Raw genomic sequence first — 19,965 nt, forward strand, 5'->3', positions numbered from 1 at the left:
GTCACAGTTGGAGTTAAAACCATGGACTTTAGTACATCTCGCTTTAGCTTCTATCAATTTCAATAGGATACTAGTATCTAGTGCCTATCGATCTAAGGTCTTGATTCGGAATGTAGAGAATTTCATTTTTCCCTAAATCTATGGTGCTTTCATTCCATAGTGGGTTAGTTAATATTAGAAAGCTTATTTTTCCAGTAATTCCTATTTAATCCTATTGGAATAAATGCTCAAAATGTTTTGCCTTATGTTTTACCTCACTAACAAAATACTATTGGTATATTTCCATAATGTTACTATTTTGTTACTACTTGCCTTTTTTGGTCGGTAATTGAATAAAAAGTATAAGTTTTGAGGGGTATTTAATCTTAGATTAATACCAATTAATAGGTATAATAAACATGTCTGTGAATAAAAAAATACTGGTTGTAGATGATGAGATTGATATTTTGGATTTGCTGAAATACAATCTAGAGAAGGAAGGGTATCAAGTAGAAGTGGCTGAGAATGGTATGGAGGCAGTGAGAATTGCTAAGACCTTTGTGCCTGATTTGATTCTGTTGGATATCATGATGCCAGGACAGGATGGAGTAGAGACCTGTCGTCAGCTCCGTGAATTCAAAGAATTAGCGAATAGTTTTATTATTTTCTTGACGGCTCGTGTAGAAGAATATTCTGAGGTAGCTGCTTTTGAAAATGGTGCAGATGATTATTTGACAAAGCCTATTAAGCCACGCGCTTTGATGAGTCGAATCAATGCGATATTTAGGCGATCCAAGAAAGAAGTTGATCAAGAGGAAAAGGTCACTGCTGGAGATTTGCATATCGACAAACAAAGCTATACGGTCAAGCGTAATGATGAGGAGTTCTCATTGCCAAAAAAAGAATTTGAATTACTATATTTTTTAGCTCAGCATCCAGGCAAAGTTTTTAGTAGAGATGAGCTTCTTTATAATATATGGGGTACGGATGTCTATGTTTTGGCACGGACAGTAGATGTTCATGTGCGAAAGGTGAGAGAAAAAATTGGTGATGGCTATATCGCTACTATCAAAGGGGTAGGGTATAAGTTTGATGCTGAGTGATCGTAAACTAATATGTTATTAAACTCTAGGGGATTATCTCTTATTTTGTCAGGGTGTATTGCTGCCATTGTTTTAGGTAGTTTGATGCTGTTGCCTGATATTCCTAACTACGCATACTGGCTCGTATTCTTCATTTCGTTTGGTACAGGATATATCTTGATCAATATTGTTTTGGAATTCTTGTTTTTCAAAGAGCTCCGAAGCATCTACAATATGTTTGAGCAGATCAGAGCCAATGATTTATCCCAATTAGAGCCTAATAAGAAATACGGACATAGCTCTATCATTCAAATCCATGAAGAGATCTATGCTTATGCACACGGTAAGCAGAGCGAGATTGAAGAACTAAAGCAGCTAGCGAAATTTAGACGGCAGTTTTTGGCTGATGTTTCTCATGAATTGAAGACACCCATTTTCGCTGCGCAAGGTTTTGTCCATACGCTACTGGACGGAGCTATCGATGATAAGAAGAATCGGATGAAATTCCTCAAGCGAGCGGCTAAGAACTTAGACGGTTTGGACATGCTCGTGCAAGATTTGCTAACCGTCTCTCACATGGAGGCTGGAGATATTACCATGCATCTGGAGCCAGTGAATCTGTGCGAGATGATTTTTGAGATCTTTGATCAGATGGAAAATAATGCTCAGAAGACAGATATTACACTTAAGATGAATCATGAGCGTGATGAGATCATCAAAGTAAAAGCCGATGAGCAACGTATCTATCAGGTGTTGGTTAACCTTATCACCAATGCCATCAAGTACTCGGATGAAGGAGGGGTAGTAGAAGTGTCTGTGGTAGACTTAGGGAAGCGTCAGCAGGTCATTGTCAAGGATACAGGGATTGGCATTCCTCCCGAACACCTCAATCGAATCTTTGAACGCTTCTATAGAGTAGATAAAAGTCGTGCACGTGCGATTGGAGGAACAGGACTAGGGTTGTCTATTGTGAAGCACATCGTGGAGGCTCATGATAGTGATATTCATGTGAAAAGCACACCTGGAGAAGGATCAGAGTTTAGTTTTGAGCTAGATAAGTATATTGCGCAATAGTCGCCATTTCAATTTCTTTGGTTTTCTTTGCCGAAAAGAAGACTAGTGCTGAAGAAAATTAATATTCCAGATCTGATAGTATATGAAGATGACCATTATTTGGTGATCAATAAACCTGCGTCCATTTCTACCTTGGAGGATCGAAACGATGATTACAATGTCTTGTCTCTATTTCGTGAGCATTATCCTGAGATTACTGTATGTCATCGATTGGATAAAGAAACCAGTGGTGCACTACTCCTAGCCAAGAATGAAGCAGCCTATCGCGCGGCAGCTATGAAGTTCGAGTCTAGAGATGTAGAGAAGGTATACCATGCGCTGGTAGAGGGGCGGTTTATGGATGAGACGATACAGGTCGATATACCACTCAAAATAGCTGGCTCAGGCCGAGTCAAAACAGACCCACGTCAGGGAAAAGAAGCACTGACTCGATTCCGACCCAAGGCATACTTAGGGAATTATACTTTGGTGGAGGCTAAGCCTGTCTCAGGTAGACGTCATCAGATTAGAGTGCATTTGGCTTATCTAGGCTTTCCGATTTGTGGAGACACTTACTATGGTGGCAAACCAGTGTTTTTGTCGGCAATCAAGAAAAAATATAAACTCGCAGAAGGGAAAGAAGAAAGACCTCTGTTTGATCGAGTAGCCTTGCACGCATTTAGTCTTGAAATCAATCCATTTGATGGTCAAGCGATCGAGGTTTCATGCGATTATCCTAAGGATTTGAGCATGATAATCAGCAAGATTGAGAAATTTGGGTGATCCCAGAGAGAAATATGAAGGTACTGCTTTAATTTTTGAACTCTGCTTTGTTTTTTGTCAACAAAATTTCTATTTTTGTGTCCCTTTTTGAGGGCAGTAGGATTTTGACTATAAAATCAATAGAAAAGTGGATTCAATAAGTTATAAGACAGCAATCACCAATAAAGCTACAGCTGACAAGCAATGGGTAGTGGTTGACGCTGAAGGAAAAGTATTGGGAAGGTTAGCAAGTGAGATTGCTAAAATGATCAGAGGAAAGCACAAACCTGGTTTTACACCTAACGTGGACTGTGGAGACAACGTAATCGTTGTGAACTCAGACAAGGTGAAAATGACAGGAAAGAAGTGGACGGATAAAAAATACGTCTCGCATACTGGTTACCCAGGAGGTCAAAGAGTTCAAACCCCTAATCAAGTGAAGGCAAAGTCTTCTACTATCTTGGTAGAAAGAGCCGTAAGAGGCATGCTACCAAAGAACAGACTGGGTAGAGCTTTGTTCAATAATTTATACGTATACGAAGGGGGAGAGCACAAGCACGAAGCACAAACTCCTAAAGAGATAAAACTTTAATCTGAATGGAAGTAACTAACACCATTGGTAGAAGAAAAACATCTGTAGCTAGACTGTATATGTCAGCAGGTAAAGGAGATGTTAAGATCAACAACAGGGACATCAAAGAGTATTTCCCTTTTGAAATTTATCAAACTATCGTTAAGCAACCATTGGTTTTGCTGGAAGAAGACGGTAATTATGATTTGAATATTAATGTTGCTGGAGGAGGAATGAAAGGTCAAGCTGAAGGTATCAGATTGGCGATCTCTAGAGCATTGGTAGAAATCAACCCTGAACACAGACCTCCTTTGAAGAAAGAAGGATTCTTGACAAGAGATCCTAGAATGGTCGAGCGTAAGAAGCCAGGTAGAAGAAAGGCGAGAAGAGCGTTCCAGTTCAGTAAGCGTTAATACAATTTATATTTATATATTATTAAGTAAACTTTAATGGCTAAACTACAGCACAAAGACTTACTTGATGCTGGTGTCCACTTCGGACACTTGACGAGAAAGTGGGATCCTAAAATGGCACCATACATCTTCATGGAGAAGAATGGTATCCATATTATCGATCTACATAAATCGCTTGATTGCCTCGAAGAAGCATCAAATGCACTCAAGCAGATAGTGAAATCAGGACGAAAAGTAATGTTCGTTGCGACTAAAAAGCAAGCGAGAGAAATCGTTTCTGAAGAAGCTAAGAGATTAAGAATGCCTTACGTCACTGATAGATGGTTAGGTGGTATGTTGACTAACTTCGCAACGATTAGAAAATCGTTGAAGAAAATGTCTTCGATGGACAAGATGTTGAAAGATGATGCTTTCAAAAACTTGGCGAAGAGAGAGAAGTTGATGATCAGCAGAGAGAAAGTGAAGCTAGAAAGAATCCTCGGTGGAATCGCTGACTTGACAAGACTACCAGCTGCACTATTCGTAGTAGACATCAAAAGAGAGCATATCGCGATCAAAGAAGCACAGAAGTTGAATATCCCTGTATTTGCTATGGTGGATACTAACTCTGACCCGAATCAGGTTGATTTTCCAATCCCTGCGAATGATGATGCTTTCAAATCTATCCAATTGATCGTAAGTCACATTGGTAAAGAGTTGGAAGAGTCTCTAGCAGAGAGAAAGAAAGACAAGGACGAGGCGAAGCAGAAAGAGGAGGCAGAAGCGAAAGCTCACGCTGACAAAAAAGGAGAGTAATCATACTATTTTGAAATAGTATCAAAAATATAAGAATTGAATCCCAAACTGATGGGATTCAATTTTTGTTTAGACCCGTTTGATTTTTCAGTGGGATTATAGAAATAGAAGTAAAAAAACATAAACGATATTACAAATGGCAATTACTGCACAAGAAGTAAACAAGCTACGTCAGATGACTGGAGCTGGTATGATGGATTGTAAAAAGGCTTTGGTTGAAGCTGAAGGTGATTTTGATACAGCAATCGAATTGCTTAGAAAAAAAGGGCAAAAGGTGTCTGCATCTAGAGCAGACAGAGAGACCAACGAAGGTGTTGTATTCGTGAAAACAAACGCTGACCATACTACTGGAGTAGTGGTAGCATTTTCATGTGAGACCGACTTTGTAGCTAAGAACGAAGAGTTCATGAAGTTAGGGAATGATCTAGCGACTGCAGCTTTCGAAAACAAGCCAGCTGATGCAGCAGGGTTGAAAGCATTGAAGTCTGGTGATGATACTTTTGGTGATAGAATCATCGACATGATCGGTAAAATCGGTGAGAAAATGGATATCATTGCTTATGAAGTGATGGAAGGTGAGGCAATCGTTCCTTACGTTCACGCGGGTAGCAAACTAGGTGTTCTTGTTTCTTTGAAAAACACAGGTGGTAAAGATGTGACTGAGGCAGGTAAAGATGTAGCGATGCAAATTGCTGCTATGAACCCTGTAGCGGTTGATAAAGACGGTGTTGATTCTACTGTAGTAGAGAAGGAAATTGAGATCGGAAAAGATCAGGCAAGACAAGAAGGTAAGCCTGAGGAGATGCTAGAGAAGATTGCTCTAGGTAAATTGAACAAGTTCTACAAAGAGAATACTTTGTTGCCACAAGCATTCGTAAAGGATAACAAGCAGTCTATTGCTCAGTATCTTGATGGTGTGAGCAAAGGGTTGACAGTAGTAGATTTCAAGAGAATCTCTATCGGTTAATTTATAAGATAATTGAAGTTGATTACATGGCCATCTGTATTTATACAGGTGGCTTTTTATGTTTAAAGGAATGAGCTGAATGCGGGATCAGCCTGTGGGATTTGGGAGAGCAACGTGGTATTTATTATTTCAACCGTTATCCCAATGGCTTTTTAGAAGGTTACTTTCGCAAAGGCAACAACAAACATGTCTAGCCGAATCAGGTAGGTTTCGAATATTTGAATCACGAAATAATCTTCGATCTTTCCCAGTAATAAGGATCAGCCTGAAGAGGCTTACAGGTCGAGTTCTGAAAGGGCTTCTTCTACTGCTTCTTGAATTTCTGCGATATCAAATGGTTTGGTGAAGAAGCGGTGGATGAGTTTTTCGTCGAGAGCCTTTTCTATCTCTTCGTTGTAGTCAAATGCTGTTAGGATAAAGTAAGCGATGTTTTTGAATTTTTCTTTGGCCTGTGTGATGAACCGGATACCGTTCATATTGGGCATTCGCATGTCGCTGATCACGACGATAATTTTGTCATGATGCGCTTCTAATTTCTGTAGACCTTCTACTCCAGATAGTGCAGTCACAACGTCATAGATAGACTCAAAGCTTTTTTCAAATAGAAATAAGTTTAGCTCTTCGTCATCTACGTACAATACAGTAATGTCTTTCTTATCAGCCATAGTTAATCTTTACTCGCCACTAGAATATAGGTGTTTAAGGTTTAAAGATATATTTTATTTATCAAATCCTGAGATCGTATAGGAAAGAAGACGATCTCAGGGATTGAGTATTAGTTTTTAGCTTATTTGTGAGCCGTTTTGAACCTTTTCATTGGGCTGGACGAGTCTTAGTTTTCCATCAGCATCTTCTGCCATGAGAATCATTCCTTGTGATTCTACGCCCATGATTTTTCTGGGTGCTAGGTTGGCTAGAATAGTTACCTGCTGACCGATCATTTCTTCTGGAGTAAAGTGCTTAGCGATACCGCTTAGGATCGTTCGCGTATCGATCCCTGTATCTACCTTGAACTGTAATAATTTGCTCGATTTGGGTACTTTCTGCGCTTCTAGGATGGTGCCTACTCTCATGTCCATTTTGAGGAAGTCTTCGAATACTGCTTCTGCTTTTTGTGGCTCTACGTCTTCTACTGTTTGTTGCACGGGTTTTGATTTTTCTAATTTGTCAATTTGAGCTTCTACTGCTTCGTCTTCTATTTTTTCAAATAGCAGACTAGCTGCTTCGATGTTTTGGCCGCTGAATAGCAAATCTGACCTACCGGCATCCGCCCATGTAAAATCTCCCAGATTGATCATCTGAGACAGTTTGTCTGAAGTACGAGGTAAGAATGGGCTTGATAGAATAGAAAGATTTGCTGCGATCTGCAGGGCTATATTCAATATGCTGCCAGTTCTTTTCTCGTTGGTTTTGATGAGTTTCCACGGCTCGGTCTCAGCGAGGTATTTATTCCCTAGGCGGGCCAAGTCCATGAGGTGTGCGAGTGCTTCGCGGAATCTGAACTTGTCGATGCTCTCGGATATTCTCGATGGGAACTCAGCTAGTTCTATCAATACCTCTTTGTCGACAGCTTCTAATGCGCCGAGTTTGGGTAGTTTTCCGTCGAAGTATTTGTGCGTTAGTACTACCGCTCTATTGACGAAATTGCCATAGATAGCGACTAATTCATTGTTGTTTCTGGCCTGGAAGTCTTTCCAAGTAAAGTCATTGTCTTTGGATTCTGGGGCATTAGAACACAATACGTATCTGAGTACATCTTCCTTCTCGGGGAAATCCTCGAGATACTCGTGTAGCCAGACAGCCCAGTTGCGAGACGTAGAGATTTTCTCTCCTTCTAGGTTCAAGAACTCATTGGCAGGTACATTCTGTGGTAAGATGTAGTCACCGTGCGCATGTAGGATCGCAGGAAATATGATACAGTGAAAGACGATGTTGTCCTTGCCGATGAAGTGAATCAAACATGATTCATCTTCTTTTTTCTTCTGTGTCTTCCAGTAGTCTTCCCAGTTTTTTCCTTTTTCTGCGGCCCAAGCTTTGGTCGCAGAGATGTACCCGATAGGCGCATCGAGCCATACGTATAGTTTTTTGCCTTCTGCATCAGGTAGCGGTACATCTACTCCCCAGTCTAGGTCTCTGGTCATGGCACGAGGCTGTAGGCCTGCTTTGAGCCAAGAACTACACTGCCCGTAGACGTTGGGTTTCCATTGTCCTTGTTTGCCTTCTATGAGCCATCTTTCGAGCCATGGCTGATATTTGTCTAGCGGCAGATACCAGTGCTTGGTAGATTTTAAGATAGGTGTTTTGCCACTCAGTGTAGACTTTGGGTTGATAAGGTCGGTGGAGTTGTGAGAGGTGCCACATTTTTCGCACTGGTCTCCGTAGGCGGCATCATAGGCACAGTTAGGACATGTCCCGGTGACGTATCGATCTGCGAGGAATTGGTTGTATTCTTCGTCATAGAATTGCTCTGATTGCTTCTCGACGAACTCTCCTTTGTCATGGAGATTGGTGAAGAATTCCTGTGAGGTCTCATGATGAATCGGTGATGAAGTGCGGTGATAGATGTCAAAGTCAATCCCGAATTTCTCAAAAGTATCTTTATTGATCTGATGATACTTGTCAATGATGGCCTGTGGGGTAGTTCCTTCTTTTTTGGCACGTAGCGTGATCGCAGCACCATGTTCGTCACTGCCACATACGTAGGTCACTTCTTTGCCTCTGGCGCGAAGAAAGCGCACATAGATATCGGCAGGTAAATACGCTCCTGCGATATGACCGATGTGTAGCGGGCCGTTCGCATAGGGTAGGGCTGAAGTAATGGTGTATCTTTTGTAATCTTTTTGCACGTGTCCGTTTTTTCGACAAAGATAGAAAGATTAGAAAGTTATGGAGCTGAAAATACTAGAAGTTCTAAGCTGGCGTGAGACAAGATTTAGTTTTTTATCAATAGGTTCTTCTTGCAGATCGCATCAATCATGTTTTCGGGTTGAGTCCCTTCAAACTTCCAAATGAAAACACTGCCGCCTTGCGGTATAACGAGTATCGCTTTGGTCTCTGAAATAGCCTGATAATTGTTCGAGTTTAGGTATTTGTTACGTGATATATCCAGCTGCCCTGTGTGCTGTAGTAGGTATTGCGCGATCCATTGTTCGGACAGGACTGTAGGCGTGATATAGTTCAGCGTGATATGGTGTGTGTCGTTTTTTAGCTCTAGGAGTAGAGGACTGATTTTGACCGTGGTGTCTTCGGTGAGGGTGTACTTTTTGGGGATGTCAAATGATAGTCCCAGTCCCAGGTTTTCGTAGTGCGTGTCTTTTTGTTTCTCCTCACTTTCGAAGGATGACATAGGGTTTCCATTGCGCAGATAGTTGGTGGTTTGTATTGCAGCGATTTTGGGATGCAGAAATAGTGGGGCAAGCCCATCATGTAGGTCGCTCTTGACCATAGGTAGGTATAGGCTGGGATTGATAGGGCTATGGCTGTTGGGATTGAAGATTTGCCACTCTTCGTCGATCCCGATTTCTGTCCAAAGCGCGCTGACCCAATAGCCGTATTGGTAATAGTAGCCATGTACGATGCGTGCTGGGAGGTCGATGGATCTCGCCAGTCTGATGAGGGCTAGGGCGGGGTACTTTGGGGCTGTTCTACGGCAATAGAGAGTTAGCGCCTGTGCCATTTCTAATGAGGAAGCTAGGTCTCGTGATAGCGAATCGGCGATGTAAAACAAGTCTAAATTGTCCTTGTTGATCCAGGGTGTAGACTCGGTACAGTGGGCTAGTTCTAGGCTGTCTGTAGGGAGTGGGTAGAACTGATTGTCTGCCATGCTGGTCTCTAGGGTATCGCCGGCAGTCGTGGTGATGAGGAGTTGGATGGCATTGATGTTTTTTGGATCGGGTAGCCAGATGTTGGACGAAATGATTTTTTGGTCATCTTGTAGGGATAGAAGGGGAGAAGTATGTACGGTTTTTTTCGTTGGACGTATTTCCATTTTGCCGAATGGCGCAGCCTGTTGAGAGGCGTAGCATTGGAAGTCCAAATCGTAGAGGCTCTCTACAGCTGGCAGTTGGGCGATGGAGTCATGGATGACCCAGTATTTTTGGGCACGAATGACCTTGGTGTCGGTTAGCGTTCTGAATACAGTGACGACCTGATGGAGGTCTGGTGAGTAGGTACGGAACCTAATACTGTCTTGGAGATGATGGAGTGTGCTCTGACTGACTTTTTGTGTCCCGTATGGTCCCAAAACCATCTGAAAGTAACTCGAATCACCGAGTGATGTGATCAATGAGTCGTTCGAGTAGGTGGAGTGAATCGTATCTCCTGGTGATAGGCTGATGTCGTTGGTGGCGGATAGTAGCTGACCTATGGCGTCTTCTTGATAGCGGGTCTGGATGAAGATAGAGGTGCTGTCTTGTAGGGTGACGAAGCTGAGCTGCAGCTGCTGCGTGGTGTGGATGGTGTCAGCGATGTGAACGCTCGTTTGGTAAGAGCCGACAGATGTGTTGTTCAGGTCGACTGTATAGGTGTGGATCTGTGCAGCCAGTGGCTGTATGAGGGCAAGAAAAAATAGACTAAGGAGGCAATATGCTTTCATCAAATACGGGAGGATTGATAAGGCGACAAGATAAGAAAAATGCTAAGCTTAGGCGCTCGGCTTTTTGAAATTTTGTTAGCCAACTGCTTGATGATGCTGATCGAAGATGGTGTTTGGAATGTGACTGAATGAAACCAAAACGTAAGGTCACCACCAGCCAAAGGAATAAAGTGACCATTTGTCTGGTGGTGACCATGTAGAGGCTATAAGACAGCTTTAAGTGAAGGAGAAGGCTACAGTTTGAACTTGTCGACTTCTGAACGTAGGACATAGGTGATGGAGGACACTTCTTTGCTTTTTTGTAGGTGGTTTTCCATACCCGCCGAAAGTTGAGTCGCCGAGCTGGCGGTTTGTTCAGTACCTGCTGCAGTTTCTTCTGCTATCACTACTATTTCGTCCATCATATTTACCACATTGCCTAGGTCATTTGTTTGCTGATTGGTAGCGGTGACGATATTTTCAGATTTTTTTAAGGTGTCTTCATACCCTGTTGAAATGTCTTGGAAAGCAGAAAGTGAGTGTTTGGTGGCCTCACTTCCTTCTGTAATTCTTGAACTCATTTTGGAGACGAGCGAGGCTGTAGAAGAGGTGACCGTTTGTACACCTGAAATAAGTTTTTGGATTTTGGAAGTTGACACTTTCGAATCTTCTGCTAGTTTTCTGATTTCCTCAGCTACGACGGCAAAACCTCTCCCCGCATCACCTGCTTGCGCAGCTTCTATGGCGGCATTGAGCGCTAGAAGGTTGGTTTGTGACGCGACATCTTCTATAATTCTTAGGACGGCATTGATGTCATTTGATCTTTGTGTTAGGATTTTTATAGCTTCTGTTGTTTCTGCGGAGTAAGATAGTATGTCCTTCATTTGGGTGTCCAGTGTGCCCATTTGTTGCATACCTGCCTGACTCTTTTCAACCCCTATTTTCGTAGCTTCATTGATTTCAAAGGCTTGTCTTTTCATGTCACTAGAAAACTTCAATATTCCTTCTATGATGTTTGATGATTGATCCACATTCGCCACTTGCTGCTGTGCTCCACTACTCATTTGAGCAATGGCAGATGCTATTTCGCTGGTGCTATTATTGATTTCTTCGGTGGTATGGGTCATGTCATCTGTCGAGCTCCCTATCGAAGCTATTTGCTCTTTAAGATTAGAAAGCAGATCGGACAGGGAGTCTAAAGCTGAATTCAGATTCGTCGAAAGCAGTGCCACGTCACCTTTTGCCTCATCTGTATACCTTTTGGATAAATCCCCAGAAGCCATGCCGTCAACGATTCGATTGATTTCAGAAAATGGCTTGAGTACTGACTCAAACATTTTGTTGACAGATACTCCGAGATTTTTCCATTCGCCATCCATGCCGTCTAGGTTGATTCTCGCTTTGAAATTGCCAGACTCTACCGCCTCGGATACGACCAAATTGATTTCACTAACCGCTTTTAGTAGACTGTTTTTTTGTGTCTCTAGTTCGGCGTTTTGAGCAATGACTTGCTTGGTGGCATTGTTGATTTGATCATTAAGCTTCTCTTTGTCCTTTTTGTGTTTTTTGGATTTCCATATATTGAAATATATAATGGAGGAGACTATGATCAGGATGACGATGGTTCTAAACCACCACGTGTTGTACCAAGCAGGGAGGATGTTCAGGTATATTGAGGCTCCTTTTTCATTCCATATGTTGTCATTGTTGGAGCCTTTTACTCTAAACGTGTATTGGCCTGAGGGTAGGTTTGTATAATAGGCTTGTCGACGATTGCCTGATTGTTTCCATTCACTATCATACCCCTCCATCATGTAGGCGTATTGGTTTTTTTCTGGAGAGGTGTAGTTCAGTGCTACGAATTCGAATATAATATCCGTTTGTTTATGTGTGAGTGTGATGGAATCTGTTTCGGAAATATGCCGGTCAAGGGGCGAGTTGATATCGTCAATAGAGACCTCCTTGTTGTCGAGTTTAAAGTGTGTCACGATGATGTTTGGGATTTCTTGATTGTCTTTGACTTCAGTAGGAGCGAAATGATTAAAACCGTTGATCCCACCTATGTATATATTGCCCTGATCATCTTTATAGGATGAATTCGTACTGAACTCATAGTCTTGCAACCCATCATAGATATCATAGTTTCGGATGGACATGTTTTCGAAATCGATCGAGAATGATATTTTACTCATGCCTTTGTTAGTCGTCACCCAAAAGACACCTGAGTCATCGATGACTAAATTGCTAATCGAGTTGTCAGGTAGTCCATGCCGTTGATCATACCGTTCAAAGCTTTTTTTATCTTCTTTTAATCTATTGAGGCCACCGAGAGTACCTACCCAGATGTTACCATTCAAGTCTTCGTTGATGGTGGTAATGTTATAATGGCTCAAACTGTTGGGGTTGTTCTTGTCATGAATGTATCGTTCAAACTGATCTAGACTTGGGATGTATTTGTTGAGACCATAGCTGGTACCTATCCAGATGTTGTCTTGCGAGTCCTTGAATATACAATTGATCGCTCCTGATGAAAGGCTCGTAAGGTTATCGGGGTTATGAGGGTACGATTGATACTTTTTGGTGACATTGTCGAGCTTGAGAAGTGTACTGGTTCCTATCCAAATGTCATTATCATTACCCTCCGTGATGCAATTGATCGTAGTGTTATCCAAGATGGTTTCAAACGAACCCTTGTCATCATCAAAGAGCAGGAGGCCCTGGTAGGTTCCTATCCAAAAATTATCCTTTCCATCAATAGTGAGCGCCTTCATATGGTCACTGTTGAGCCCTTTGTGGGCGTAAGAGCTTTGTTGGTAGGAAGAGAAAGTGCCCTTTTGGGGATCGAAAAGATTGAGTCCTCCATAGGCTGTGCCTACCCAGATTCCCTTGTCATTGGCACAGAAACTAGTAACCGAATTGTTACTCAAAGAAGAATCAACATTAAACAAATGCTTGTAGTGATCAAACTTCTGCTTTTCGTTGTGCAAATAATTCAAACCACCACTCCAGGTTCCTATCCAAAAGTTGCCCTTATTGTCCTCATCAAAGCAATAGATGGAATTTTGACTTAAACTTTTGTTATCGGTCTCATTACTTTGGATGTGTATGAATTCGGGTTGGTCATTGGCAGATTCATGATGCTTTAAAAGATTAAGCCCTTGATTAGTACCTATCCAAATGTTGCCATTAGAGTCTTGATCAATAGTTCTGATAAAAGTGCTTGAAATATTGTAGCCTTCTTCTGCGGAATATAATTGCGCTTCATTGTTGTCAAAATCAGTAATCTGGTAGAGTCCATTTCGGTGTGTGCCGTACCAGATGTTGCCCTTGTCATCATAGAGGATGTCCTTGATTCTGTTCGATATGTCATCCGAGCTTTGGTTAAAAATCGTGTGGTCAAATACTTTTTTTGTCAGTCGACTGTTTATATCCACGACGAACAAGCCTTGAGAAGCTCCTACTATAAGTTCGCCTTTTTTTCCAAGGCTAAGGTCAGACACAAAACCATAGTGCGTGGTTTTTAATAGACTATTTGAGACTTCACTAAATGACTCTTCGGATGGATTCAGTGTGAATAGCCCCTCTTCGGTTGCGATCCATATTAACCCATTTTCATCTTCTATCAGATCTTTAATTGACTTCTGATTTAGGGTGTTTGGGGATTGACCTTCGCTGTAAAAGCGCTTGAATTTTTCTGAGGTATAATCAAACGAGTTTAGACCATCACTATTGGTGCCTACCCAGAGATTTCCTTTCGAATCCTCTAATAAGCATATGATTTCATTGCCACTAATACTGGTGCTGTCATCGGGGTTTTTGATGTAATGATCAAATGAATACCCGTCATATTTGTTTAAGCCTCCTGTACGGGTGCCGATCCAAATGAAACCATTCTTGTCCTGTGTCGTGCAGAAAACCGTACTTTGGGATAGGCCTTCATTTAAGGATAGTTTTTGGAAATTGTATCGATTGTTTTGGGATAGGGCGTTAAAATTTAGCCCAATAAAAAGTATCATATAGACCATTCGTCTGATACCAATTGAAAATCTGTAATTCATCTCACTTCGTCATGCTGTCGATGGTAAATGTACCTTTTTTTGCAAATAACAAGTATTACTATTCGTTCTTCAGTATAACTCATCGATCATTTATGAGTTATTGTTGTTTCATTGCTTAATCGAACCAAAGAGAATAGCCGACTGTGACTGGGGATTGTGCTAAAGGGAGCATACCCAAAAAGGTAAGCTTACCTCCTCCTTTTTTTAAAGTAGCAAATAGCCAAAGGTAAGTTAACCTCCAGCTATAGGTTAGCTTACCTTTGGGTCCTGGTAAAGCAACCTTTGGGTGAGGGTAAAGGGAAGTTTTGAAAACCGTAACTGTACCTTGGATTTGGAAGAGAAAAATCGGGTATGGTCTCTGCCAATGGATATTATAAATGCCAAGAAGATGTCGGTTGCATTAGGGAATGCGACCGAGCTGGATCCGGCTTTTTGAAATTTCGTTAGCTAACTGCTTCACGATACTGTCATCGATCAAGGTATTACTATTCAAAATAACTGGGGGAATCCACCCGCCCTCGTTCGGAAACGAGGATGAGTGGGGGCAAAGATGTCTAATCCAATATTTGATAGTATAAATATTCCCAAGCCAACTGAACACTATATAGTGGAGGGTAAGAATAATCTTCCACCTCTGTGACCATATATTTTGGCACGTCAAAATCAGGGTGATGAAATAATTCCATCCAATTAATTTTCCCACTTATGCCCAACTCCTTATAATCCTTGATATGCCAACTTATAAACCGCTTGGGATATTTTTGAAAATAATCAACCGCTTTCACCCCGCCTATATCCATCCAATAAATATCAGCTTGGAAGTGAACATATTCAGGGTCCGTATTCTCCAATAAATAATCATATATTAGGCTCCCATCTATCACCCCAAATTCATCTGCATGGTTGTGAAAAGCAAAGGTGATACCTTTCTCTTTACATAATTTTCCAATCGTATTGTAATAGTCGCAATAGCGTTGCAATTCCGCTTTGGTTTTAACTGATTTGAGTTGGTTATTGGAGGTCGTTAAGTATTCTACGCCTGCTGCCAAATGGTCGTCTATACATTTCGACCACCATTTCATAGAGCTTTCCCAAGAGTCAGAAGTAGGGAGGTCATGAAACGTCATAGAGCCTAAAAATTGCATTTCTTGAGCTTCTACCACTTTTCGAAATTCAGTAGGTGACATGCCGTAAAATGTACCATCATTATAAACAAAAGTTTCTATATAACTATAGCCCATTCGTCCTAACTCCTGCAACGTTCCCACTGGGTCTTTCAGCATATCTTGATGAACAGAAACTAATTGAATGCCGATTTTTTTATCTTTTGGGTTAGACTTAATATATCGGGTTTTCCAAAGACTTTTACCAGACTCATCAAACCCCTCCAATAGTACATTTGAAAAGCTTTGAAAATCAAATTTGACATGCAGGTAAAAATTGCCCAACATATCTACATCCTGCATTTCCCATTCTTTTTCATTAGAAAAACGTCCTGTTCCTTTGAAAACTATAGCGTCTTTATTCTGTCCTAAAGCAATAATCTGATTGCTATTTGAATCATAAGCAATCAATTCTGTGAGTAGGGGATTGTATTCTCCCTTTTGATATTGAAGTACTTCCACCTGCATGGAGAGCTTGTCCATTTTTGAGATGTTATTCATTTTAATGTGAGGAAATGCAGCAACACTATCCGTATTTGAATGGATGCTACTCACCCAATGCCCGACATACTGATGTAAACGGTCAATTTGGGATTCGACGGAATGTTGAGATAAAAGAGGATGGCTGAAAAGACATATTAACACTAACAACTTCGTAACTTTCATATTCTTCTTCTTAATTACTGTTCTTGTCAAAGTACCCCTCTAACACTGAACCTGATATGAAGAATGCCTTGACTGTAATAGAAAGTAAAATAGGGCAATAGACCCAAAGTGGCAAGATGAAAGAGGTGCTGACACCTCTAAAAACTCGACGGAGTACCAATCCAGATTCTATATACTCCCAACCAACCCTTCAAGACTTCTTTCTAAGTGAAGATGAATCTTGAAGGGTTTAAGAGGCTCTAGTGGTATTTTTCACTTTGTTTCAATGCTTGGTTTACTGCCTGTGGGGTAAGGTTTGTTTCTGGCAAAGCGCTCTTCTATTTATTCAACTCACCCCATGTCGTTAAGTTAAAACCTGAGTTCGATTAGTAAAGGATATAAATCATCTTCTTAATTCAAGGTTTTTGAAAATTATACTGTCTGAGCGATAGCGAGTTTATAATTTTCTAGCCTTTTTGCTTCCTTTTTTGGCAATGAAAAAAGGAAGAGTCTGTCTGGCTTGAAGACAAAGAACAATTGATGCATTTCAGAAGCGGTTTTAATGAAAGCTAAAATCGAATTTAGGTTTAAACGCATACGCTCCATTGTATCATCCCGACGGAGGGATCTTAGCCATTCTGAAAGGGTTTGTGTTTAGATTTCTCCTATCGTATCGGATAAAAATCTAAACTTAACGACATAGCGTTCGCATCAGTAGTTACATCGGTTGCACGCCTACCACAGGTTTATTCCCCTCCTACACGTCCGTCAGAGTATTGTACTGAATCAATCTACCTCTACAACGTTAGTTTAGAAGCTATCAGACTTTGTGTGTCTTGCTCGACAGGCGTTCGATAAGCAAATCAAGCCGATCTGCCTGCACAATGGCTGTTAGACAAGTGTTTCTATCGCTACAGGCTCTCCAACGGGCGTTGAGGGGGTGTCTTGATTTCGGATAGTGTCCAAATGTGCGTTGAGGAGGTGTCTTGATTTCGGATAGTGTCCAAACGTGCGTTGAGGAGGTGTCTTGGTCTAGGATAGTATCCAAACGTGCGTTGAGGAGCTATTTAGATGTTAGACAGATTCCCCACGGTTATATTAGATTCTTTCAAGCCTATCTAAACAGCATTGAAGTCAGGCATGTTGAGCCTACATTTCATTAGTCAAAGAGACAGATCACTCCGTTATTCAAGATTTATGGTTCGAAATTCGTTATGGTTTTTCTTTGAAATAACCACCTGTTATGAGTCTGTGAGGCATTATTCCAATGATTGGAATAATGAATATCGAATATTGATTTGTATCTCCAGTCATACCGACTGATCCCAAGACATTACCTTTCTTATTGTCACGAATGAATGTTGCATAAAAAAGCCCCAGACGGTTGGTCTAGGGCTAGGTAAGTGTCATTGTACATGCGCAGTGTCTTTAGAAGATGGCCTTAAATAGATCGTTGAATATCGCAAAAACCATTAGACCTAGGAGTAGTACCATGCCTACTTTCTGCGCTCCTTCGAGGAATTTGTCAGAGGGCTTTTGTCCAGAGACGATTTCGTAAGTCAAGAATACCACGTGTCCTCCATCCAGTGCTGGGATGGGGAGGAAGTTCATGAAGGCAAGCACCATAGATAGGAGCCCAGTCAAGTACCAGAATTTGCTCCAGATCCACTGTCCACCGAACATCTGAGCGATACCGATAGGGCCACTGAGAGATTTGGAGGCAGATACTTCGCCACGGAATATTTTGCCAAAGGCTTTGATGTTGACCCATACCACGTTGAATGCCTGCTGTGATCCTTTGTTGACAGACTCTCCGAAGGTGTACTCCTGATGAGCAAAGTCTAAGAGTATCTCTGGATAGAAACCTAAAGTCCCATCTTCGCCTATCTGTAGTTTGGCCTCTCTGGTCTGACCTGTTTTGCTTTGGATCACTGCTGTGACCTCTTTCTCCTTGTTGGCATCTAGGATGCTTTTGAAGTCTGAGAAATAGTTGGCTGATTTACCTTCGATAGAGATGAATCGATCGCCTTCTTGCAGACCCGCATCCGCGGCGGCACTACCTGCCATCACTTGCTTGATCTCAAAGGGTTTGAGGTAGCTGATGAACTGGCCGTCATATTTTTTCTTGTCAGCATACTTGTTCAAGAATCCATTAGGGAGCGTCAGTGTAAACACAGAGTCGCCTCTCTGTACAGTGTAGCTGGAGTTCTCTTTGAGGATCACATCATTGTTGATCAGCTCTTGGAATCTGCTGTAGTCCTGGCCGTTTACCTTCAGTACTTTGTCACCGTTTTTGAATCCAATTTCTTGTCCTAGTTCATAGGCAGCGATCCCGTTTTGGTTGAGTACATCTTTGGTCAGGTAGGACTCTCCACTGTTGTAGGTGATGACGATGAAAATGAATACGCCTGTGATGACATTGACGATGATACCGCCCATCATGACGATGAGTCTCTGCCAGGCTGGTTTGGCTCTAAACTCCCATGACTCTGGCTCGGCAGACATGGACGCTGTGTCTAGTGACTCGTCGATCATGCCTGATATTTTGACAAATCCACCGAGGGGAATGGCTCCAAACGAGTATTCTGTTTCGCCGTATTGAAAACCCCAGATTTTAGGAGGGAAGCCGATGGAGTATTTTTCTACTCTCATGCCAAATGCCTTGGCGGCCAATAAGTGTCCTAATTCGTGTAATCCAACTAATATTGATAAGCCCAACATGAGTTGGGCTGCCATGATCAATCCTTCCATTAACTAATGATGTCTAGTGCTATTTTTCTTGTTTCTTTATCTGTCTCCACGTAATCCTCCATGTTTGGATGGGCAATGAATGAGACCTTGTCCATGCATTTTTCTACTACATCGGACATCTCCAAAAATCCTATACGGTCATTTAAGAATTCAGATACAGCTATTTCGTTAGCGGCATTGAGTATACATGGGAGGTTCCCCCCTTGTTTCATCGCTGCAAACGAAAGTGCCAGATTTCTAAACGTCTCTACGTCTGGTTTTTCGAACGTCAAAGATGGGTATTCTGTAAAATCGAACCTAGGAAAAGTAGTTTTAATTCGGTCAGGGTAGGTCATGGCATATTGTATTGGGAGTTTCATGTCTGGGAGCCCCATTTGTGCCTTGATAGAGCCATCTTCGAACTGTACCATGGAGTGGATGATGGACTGAGGATGGACGATCACTTCGATCTGATCTGCTGTGAGCCCAAAGAGCCATTTGGCTTCTATGACTTCCAGTCCTTTGTTCATCAGAGAAGCCGAGTCGATGGTGATCTTTGCACCCATTTCCCAGTTGGGATGTTTGAGGGCAGCTTCTTTTTTGACGGATTGTAAAAACGCTTTGTCTTTGCCTCTAAACGGTCCGCCAGAGGCAGTCAAGATGATTTTTTCGATGGGGTTGCCAACCTCTCCCGTCAGACACTGAAAGATCGCAGAGTGCTCCGAGTCCACTGGCAAGATCGTGGCTTTGTACTCCTGAGTCAGCTCGGTGATGAGCTCTCCAGCCACGACGAGTGTCTCCTTGTTGGCCAGGGCGATTACTTTACCTGCCTTGATGGCGTGTACGGTAGGTTTTAGCCCTGCATAGCCGACCAGAGCCGTGAGGACGATATCGACCGCTTCGATCTCTGCGATGTGGCACAGCCCTGATTCGCCAGCAAATACTTTGATGTCGTGCGGATCCAGTGCCTCGAATACTTGCTCGTATTTGTCGTCATTGCCGATTACGACGACATTGGGCTTGAACTGCAAGGCCTGCTGGATCAGTAGATCCGCATTGTTGTATGCCGAGATGGCTTCTAGTACGAATTGCTCCGGGTTCGCTGCGATCACTTCGAGTGCCTGTGTACCGATCGAGCCGGTAGAGCCGAGTATGGATATTGTTTTCTTCAACT

At 42.0% G+C, this 19,965-nt stretch carries 14 protein-coding genes; 7 read left to right on the forward strand and 7 right to left on the reverse strand.

Translation table 11 applies throughout. The features are described 5' to 3' along the window. Positions 1-404: 404 nt before the first annotated feature. The 7 genes from BGP76_RS00965 to tsf all read left to right on the forward strand — a co-directional run bounded on the left by BGP76_RS00965 (position 405) and on the right by tsf (position 5,622). Positions 405-1,082: a response regulator gene (locus BGP76_RS00965; protein WP_370453770.1), complete on the forward strand. Its 678-nt coding sequence runs from the start codon at positions 405-407 to the stop codon at positions 1,080-1,082. Between the two features lie 12 nt (positions 1,083-1,094). Beyond that, positions 1,095-2,135 (forward strand): cell wall metabolism sensor histidine kinase WalK, encoded by a 1,041-nt coding sequence (locus BGP76_RS00970; RefSeq protein WP_119843291.1) that lies wholly within the window; start codon positions 1,095-1,097, stop codon positions 2,133-2,135. 45 nt (positions 2,136-2,180) lie between these two features. Continuing rightward, positions 2,181-2,897 carry an RluA family pseudouridine synthase gene (locus BGP76_RS00975; protein WP_215975956.1) on the forward strand — a complete coding sequence of 239 codons (717 nt, stop codon included), beginning with the start codon at positions 2,181-2,183 and terminating at the stop codon, positions 2,895-2,897. Positions 2,898-3,024: 127 nt separating this feature from the next. Beyond that, complete coding sequence (rplM, locus tag BGP76_RS00980; protein WP_073120180.1) at positions 3,025-3,468, forward strand: 50S ribosomal protein L13; 444 nt, start codon at positions 3,025-3,027, stop codon at positions 3,466-3,468. Between the two features lie 5 nt (positions 3,469-3,473). Then, positions 3,474-3,860, forward strand: a complete 387-nt coding sequence (gene rpsI / locus BGP76_RS00985) for a 30S ribosomal protein S9 (protein ID WP_073120178.1) — start codon at positions 3,474-3,476, stop codon at positions 3,858-3,860. Between the two features lie 36 nt (positions 3,861-3,896). Next, complete coding sequence (rpsB, locus tag BGP76_RS00990; protein WP_073120174.1) at positions 3,897-4,655, forward strand: 30S ribosomal protein S2; 759 nt, start codon at positions 3,897-3,899, stop codon at positions 4,653-4,655. Positions 4,656-4,791: 136 nt separating this feature from the next. Next, entirely contained in the window at positions 4,792-5,622 is an 831-nt protein-coding gene (gene tsf, locus BGP76_RS00995; protein ID WP_073120172.1) for a translation elongation factor Ts, read from the forward strand. Positions 5,623-5,897: 275 nt separating this feature from the next. Here tsf and BGP76_RS01000 read toward each other — a convergent pair whose 3' ends face one another. The 7 genes from BGP76_RS01000 to BGP76_RS01030 form a co-directional block, all read right to left on the reverse strand. Then, positions 5,898-6,287 carry a response regulator gene (locus BGP76_RS01000; protein ID WP_119843292.1) on the reverse strand — a complete coding sequence of 130 codons (390 nt, stop codon included), beginning with the start codon at positions 6,285-6,287 and terminating at the stop codon, positions 5,898-5,900. A 117-nt stretch (positions 6,288-6,404) separates the two neighbouring features. After that, complete coding sequence (gene metG, locus BGP76_RS01005; protein ID WP_119843293.1) at positions 6,405-8,468, reverse strand: methionine--tRNA ligase; 2,064 nt, start codon at positions 8,466-8,468, stop codon at positions 6,405-6,407. An 86-nt stretch (positions 8,469-8,554) separates the two neighbouring features. Beyond that, complete coding sequence (locus BGP76_RS01010) at positions 8,555-10,216, reverse strand: transglutaminase domain-containing protein (protein WP_119843294.1); 1,662 nt, start codon at positions 10,214-10,216, stop codon at positions 8,555-8,557. A 233-nt stretch (positions 10,217-10,449) separates the two neighbouring features. Continuing rightward, entirely contained in the window at positions 10,450-14,211 is a 3,762-nt protein-coding gene (locus tag BGP76_RS01015; protein ID WP_158583976.1) for a two-component regulator propeller domain-containing protein, read from the reverse strand. 596 nt (positions 14,212-14,807) lie between these two features. Further along, positions 14,808-16,082 carry a sugar phosphate isomerase/epimerase gene (locus tag BGP76_RS01020; RefSeq protein WP_119843296.1) on the reverse strand — a complete coding sequence of 425 codons (1,275 nt, stop codon included), beginning with the start codon at positions 16,080-16,082 and terminating at the stop codon, positions 14,808-14,810. 1,407 nt (positions 16,083-17,489) lie between these two features. After that, positions 17,490-18,812 carry an RIP metalloprotease RseP gene (gene rseP / locus BGP76_RS01025; RefSeq protein ID WP_119843297.1) on the reverse strand — a complete coding sequence of 441 codons (1,323 nt, stop codon included), beginning with the start codon at positions 18,810-18,812 and terminating at the stop codon, positions 17,490-17,492. Next, a complete protein-coding gene (locus tag BGP76_RS01030; RefSeq protein WP_073120162.1) occupies positions 18,812-19,963 on the reverse strand; it encodes a 1-deoxy-D-xylulose-5-phosphate reductoisomerase in 1,152 nt (383 codons plus the stop codon). The genes rseP and BGP76_RS01030 overlap by 1 nt, the downstream gene beginning before the upstream one ends. Positions 19,964-19,965 lie beyond the last annotated feature (2 nt).

Source organism: Reichenbachiella sp. MSK19-1, assembly GCF_003590315.1.
GTDB classification, from domain to species: Bacteria; Bacteroidota; Bacteroidia; order Cytophagales; family Cyclobacteriaceae; genus Reichenbachiella; species Reichenbachiella agariperforans.

What these genes read in the sequence shown, in the direction of transcription:
- BGP76_RS01015 (WP_158583976.1), bottom strand. Translation starts at nt 14,211, where the DNA reads ATGATACTTTTTATTGGGCTAAATTTTAACGCCCTATCCCAAAACAAT.
- BGP76_RS01000 (WP_119843292.1), bottom strand. Translation starts at nt 6,287, where the DNA reads ATGGCTGATAAGAAAGACATTACTGTATTGTACGTAGATGACGAAGAG.
- rpsB (WP_073120174.1), top strand. Translation starts at nt 3,897, where the DNA reads ATGGCTAAACTACAGCACAAAGACTTACTTGATGCTGGTGTCCACTTC.
- BGP76_RS00970 (WP_119843291.1), top strand. Translation starts at nt 1,095, where the DNA reads ATGTTATTAAACTCTAGGGGATTATCTCTTATTTTGTCAGGGTGTATT.
- rseP (WP_119843297.1), bottom strand. Translation starts at nt 18,812, where the DNA reads ATGGAAGGATTGATCATGGCAGCCCAACTCATGTTGGGCTTATCAATA.
- BGP76_RS01010 (WP_119843294.1), bottom strand. Translation starts at nt 10,216, where the DNA reads ATGAAAGCATATTGCCTCCTTAGTCTATTTTTTCTTGCCCTCATACAG.
- BGP76_RS01020 (WP_119843296.1), bottom strand. Translation starts at nt 16,082, where the DNA reads ATGAAAGTTACGAAGTTGTTAGTGTTAATATGTCTTTTCAGCCATCCT.
- tsf (WP_073120172.1), top strand. Translation starts at nt 4,792, where the DNA reads ATGGCAATTACTGCACAAGAAGTAAACAAGCTACGTCAGATGACTGGA.
- rpsI (WP_073120178.1), top strand. Translation starts at nt 3,474, where the DNA reads ATGGAAGTAACTAACACCATTGGTAGAAGAAAAACATCTGTAGCTAGA.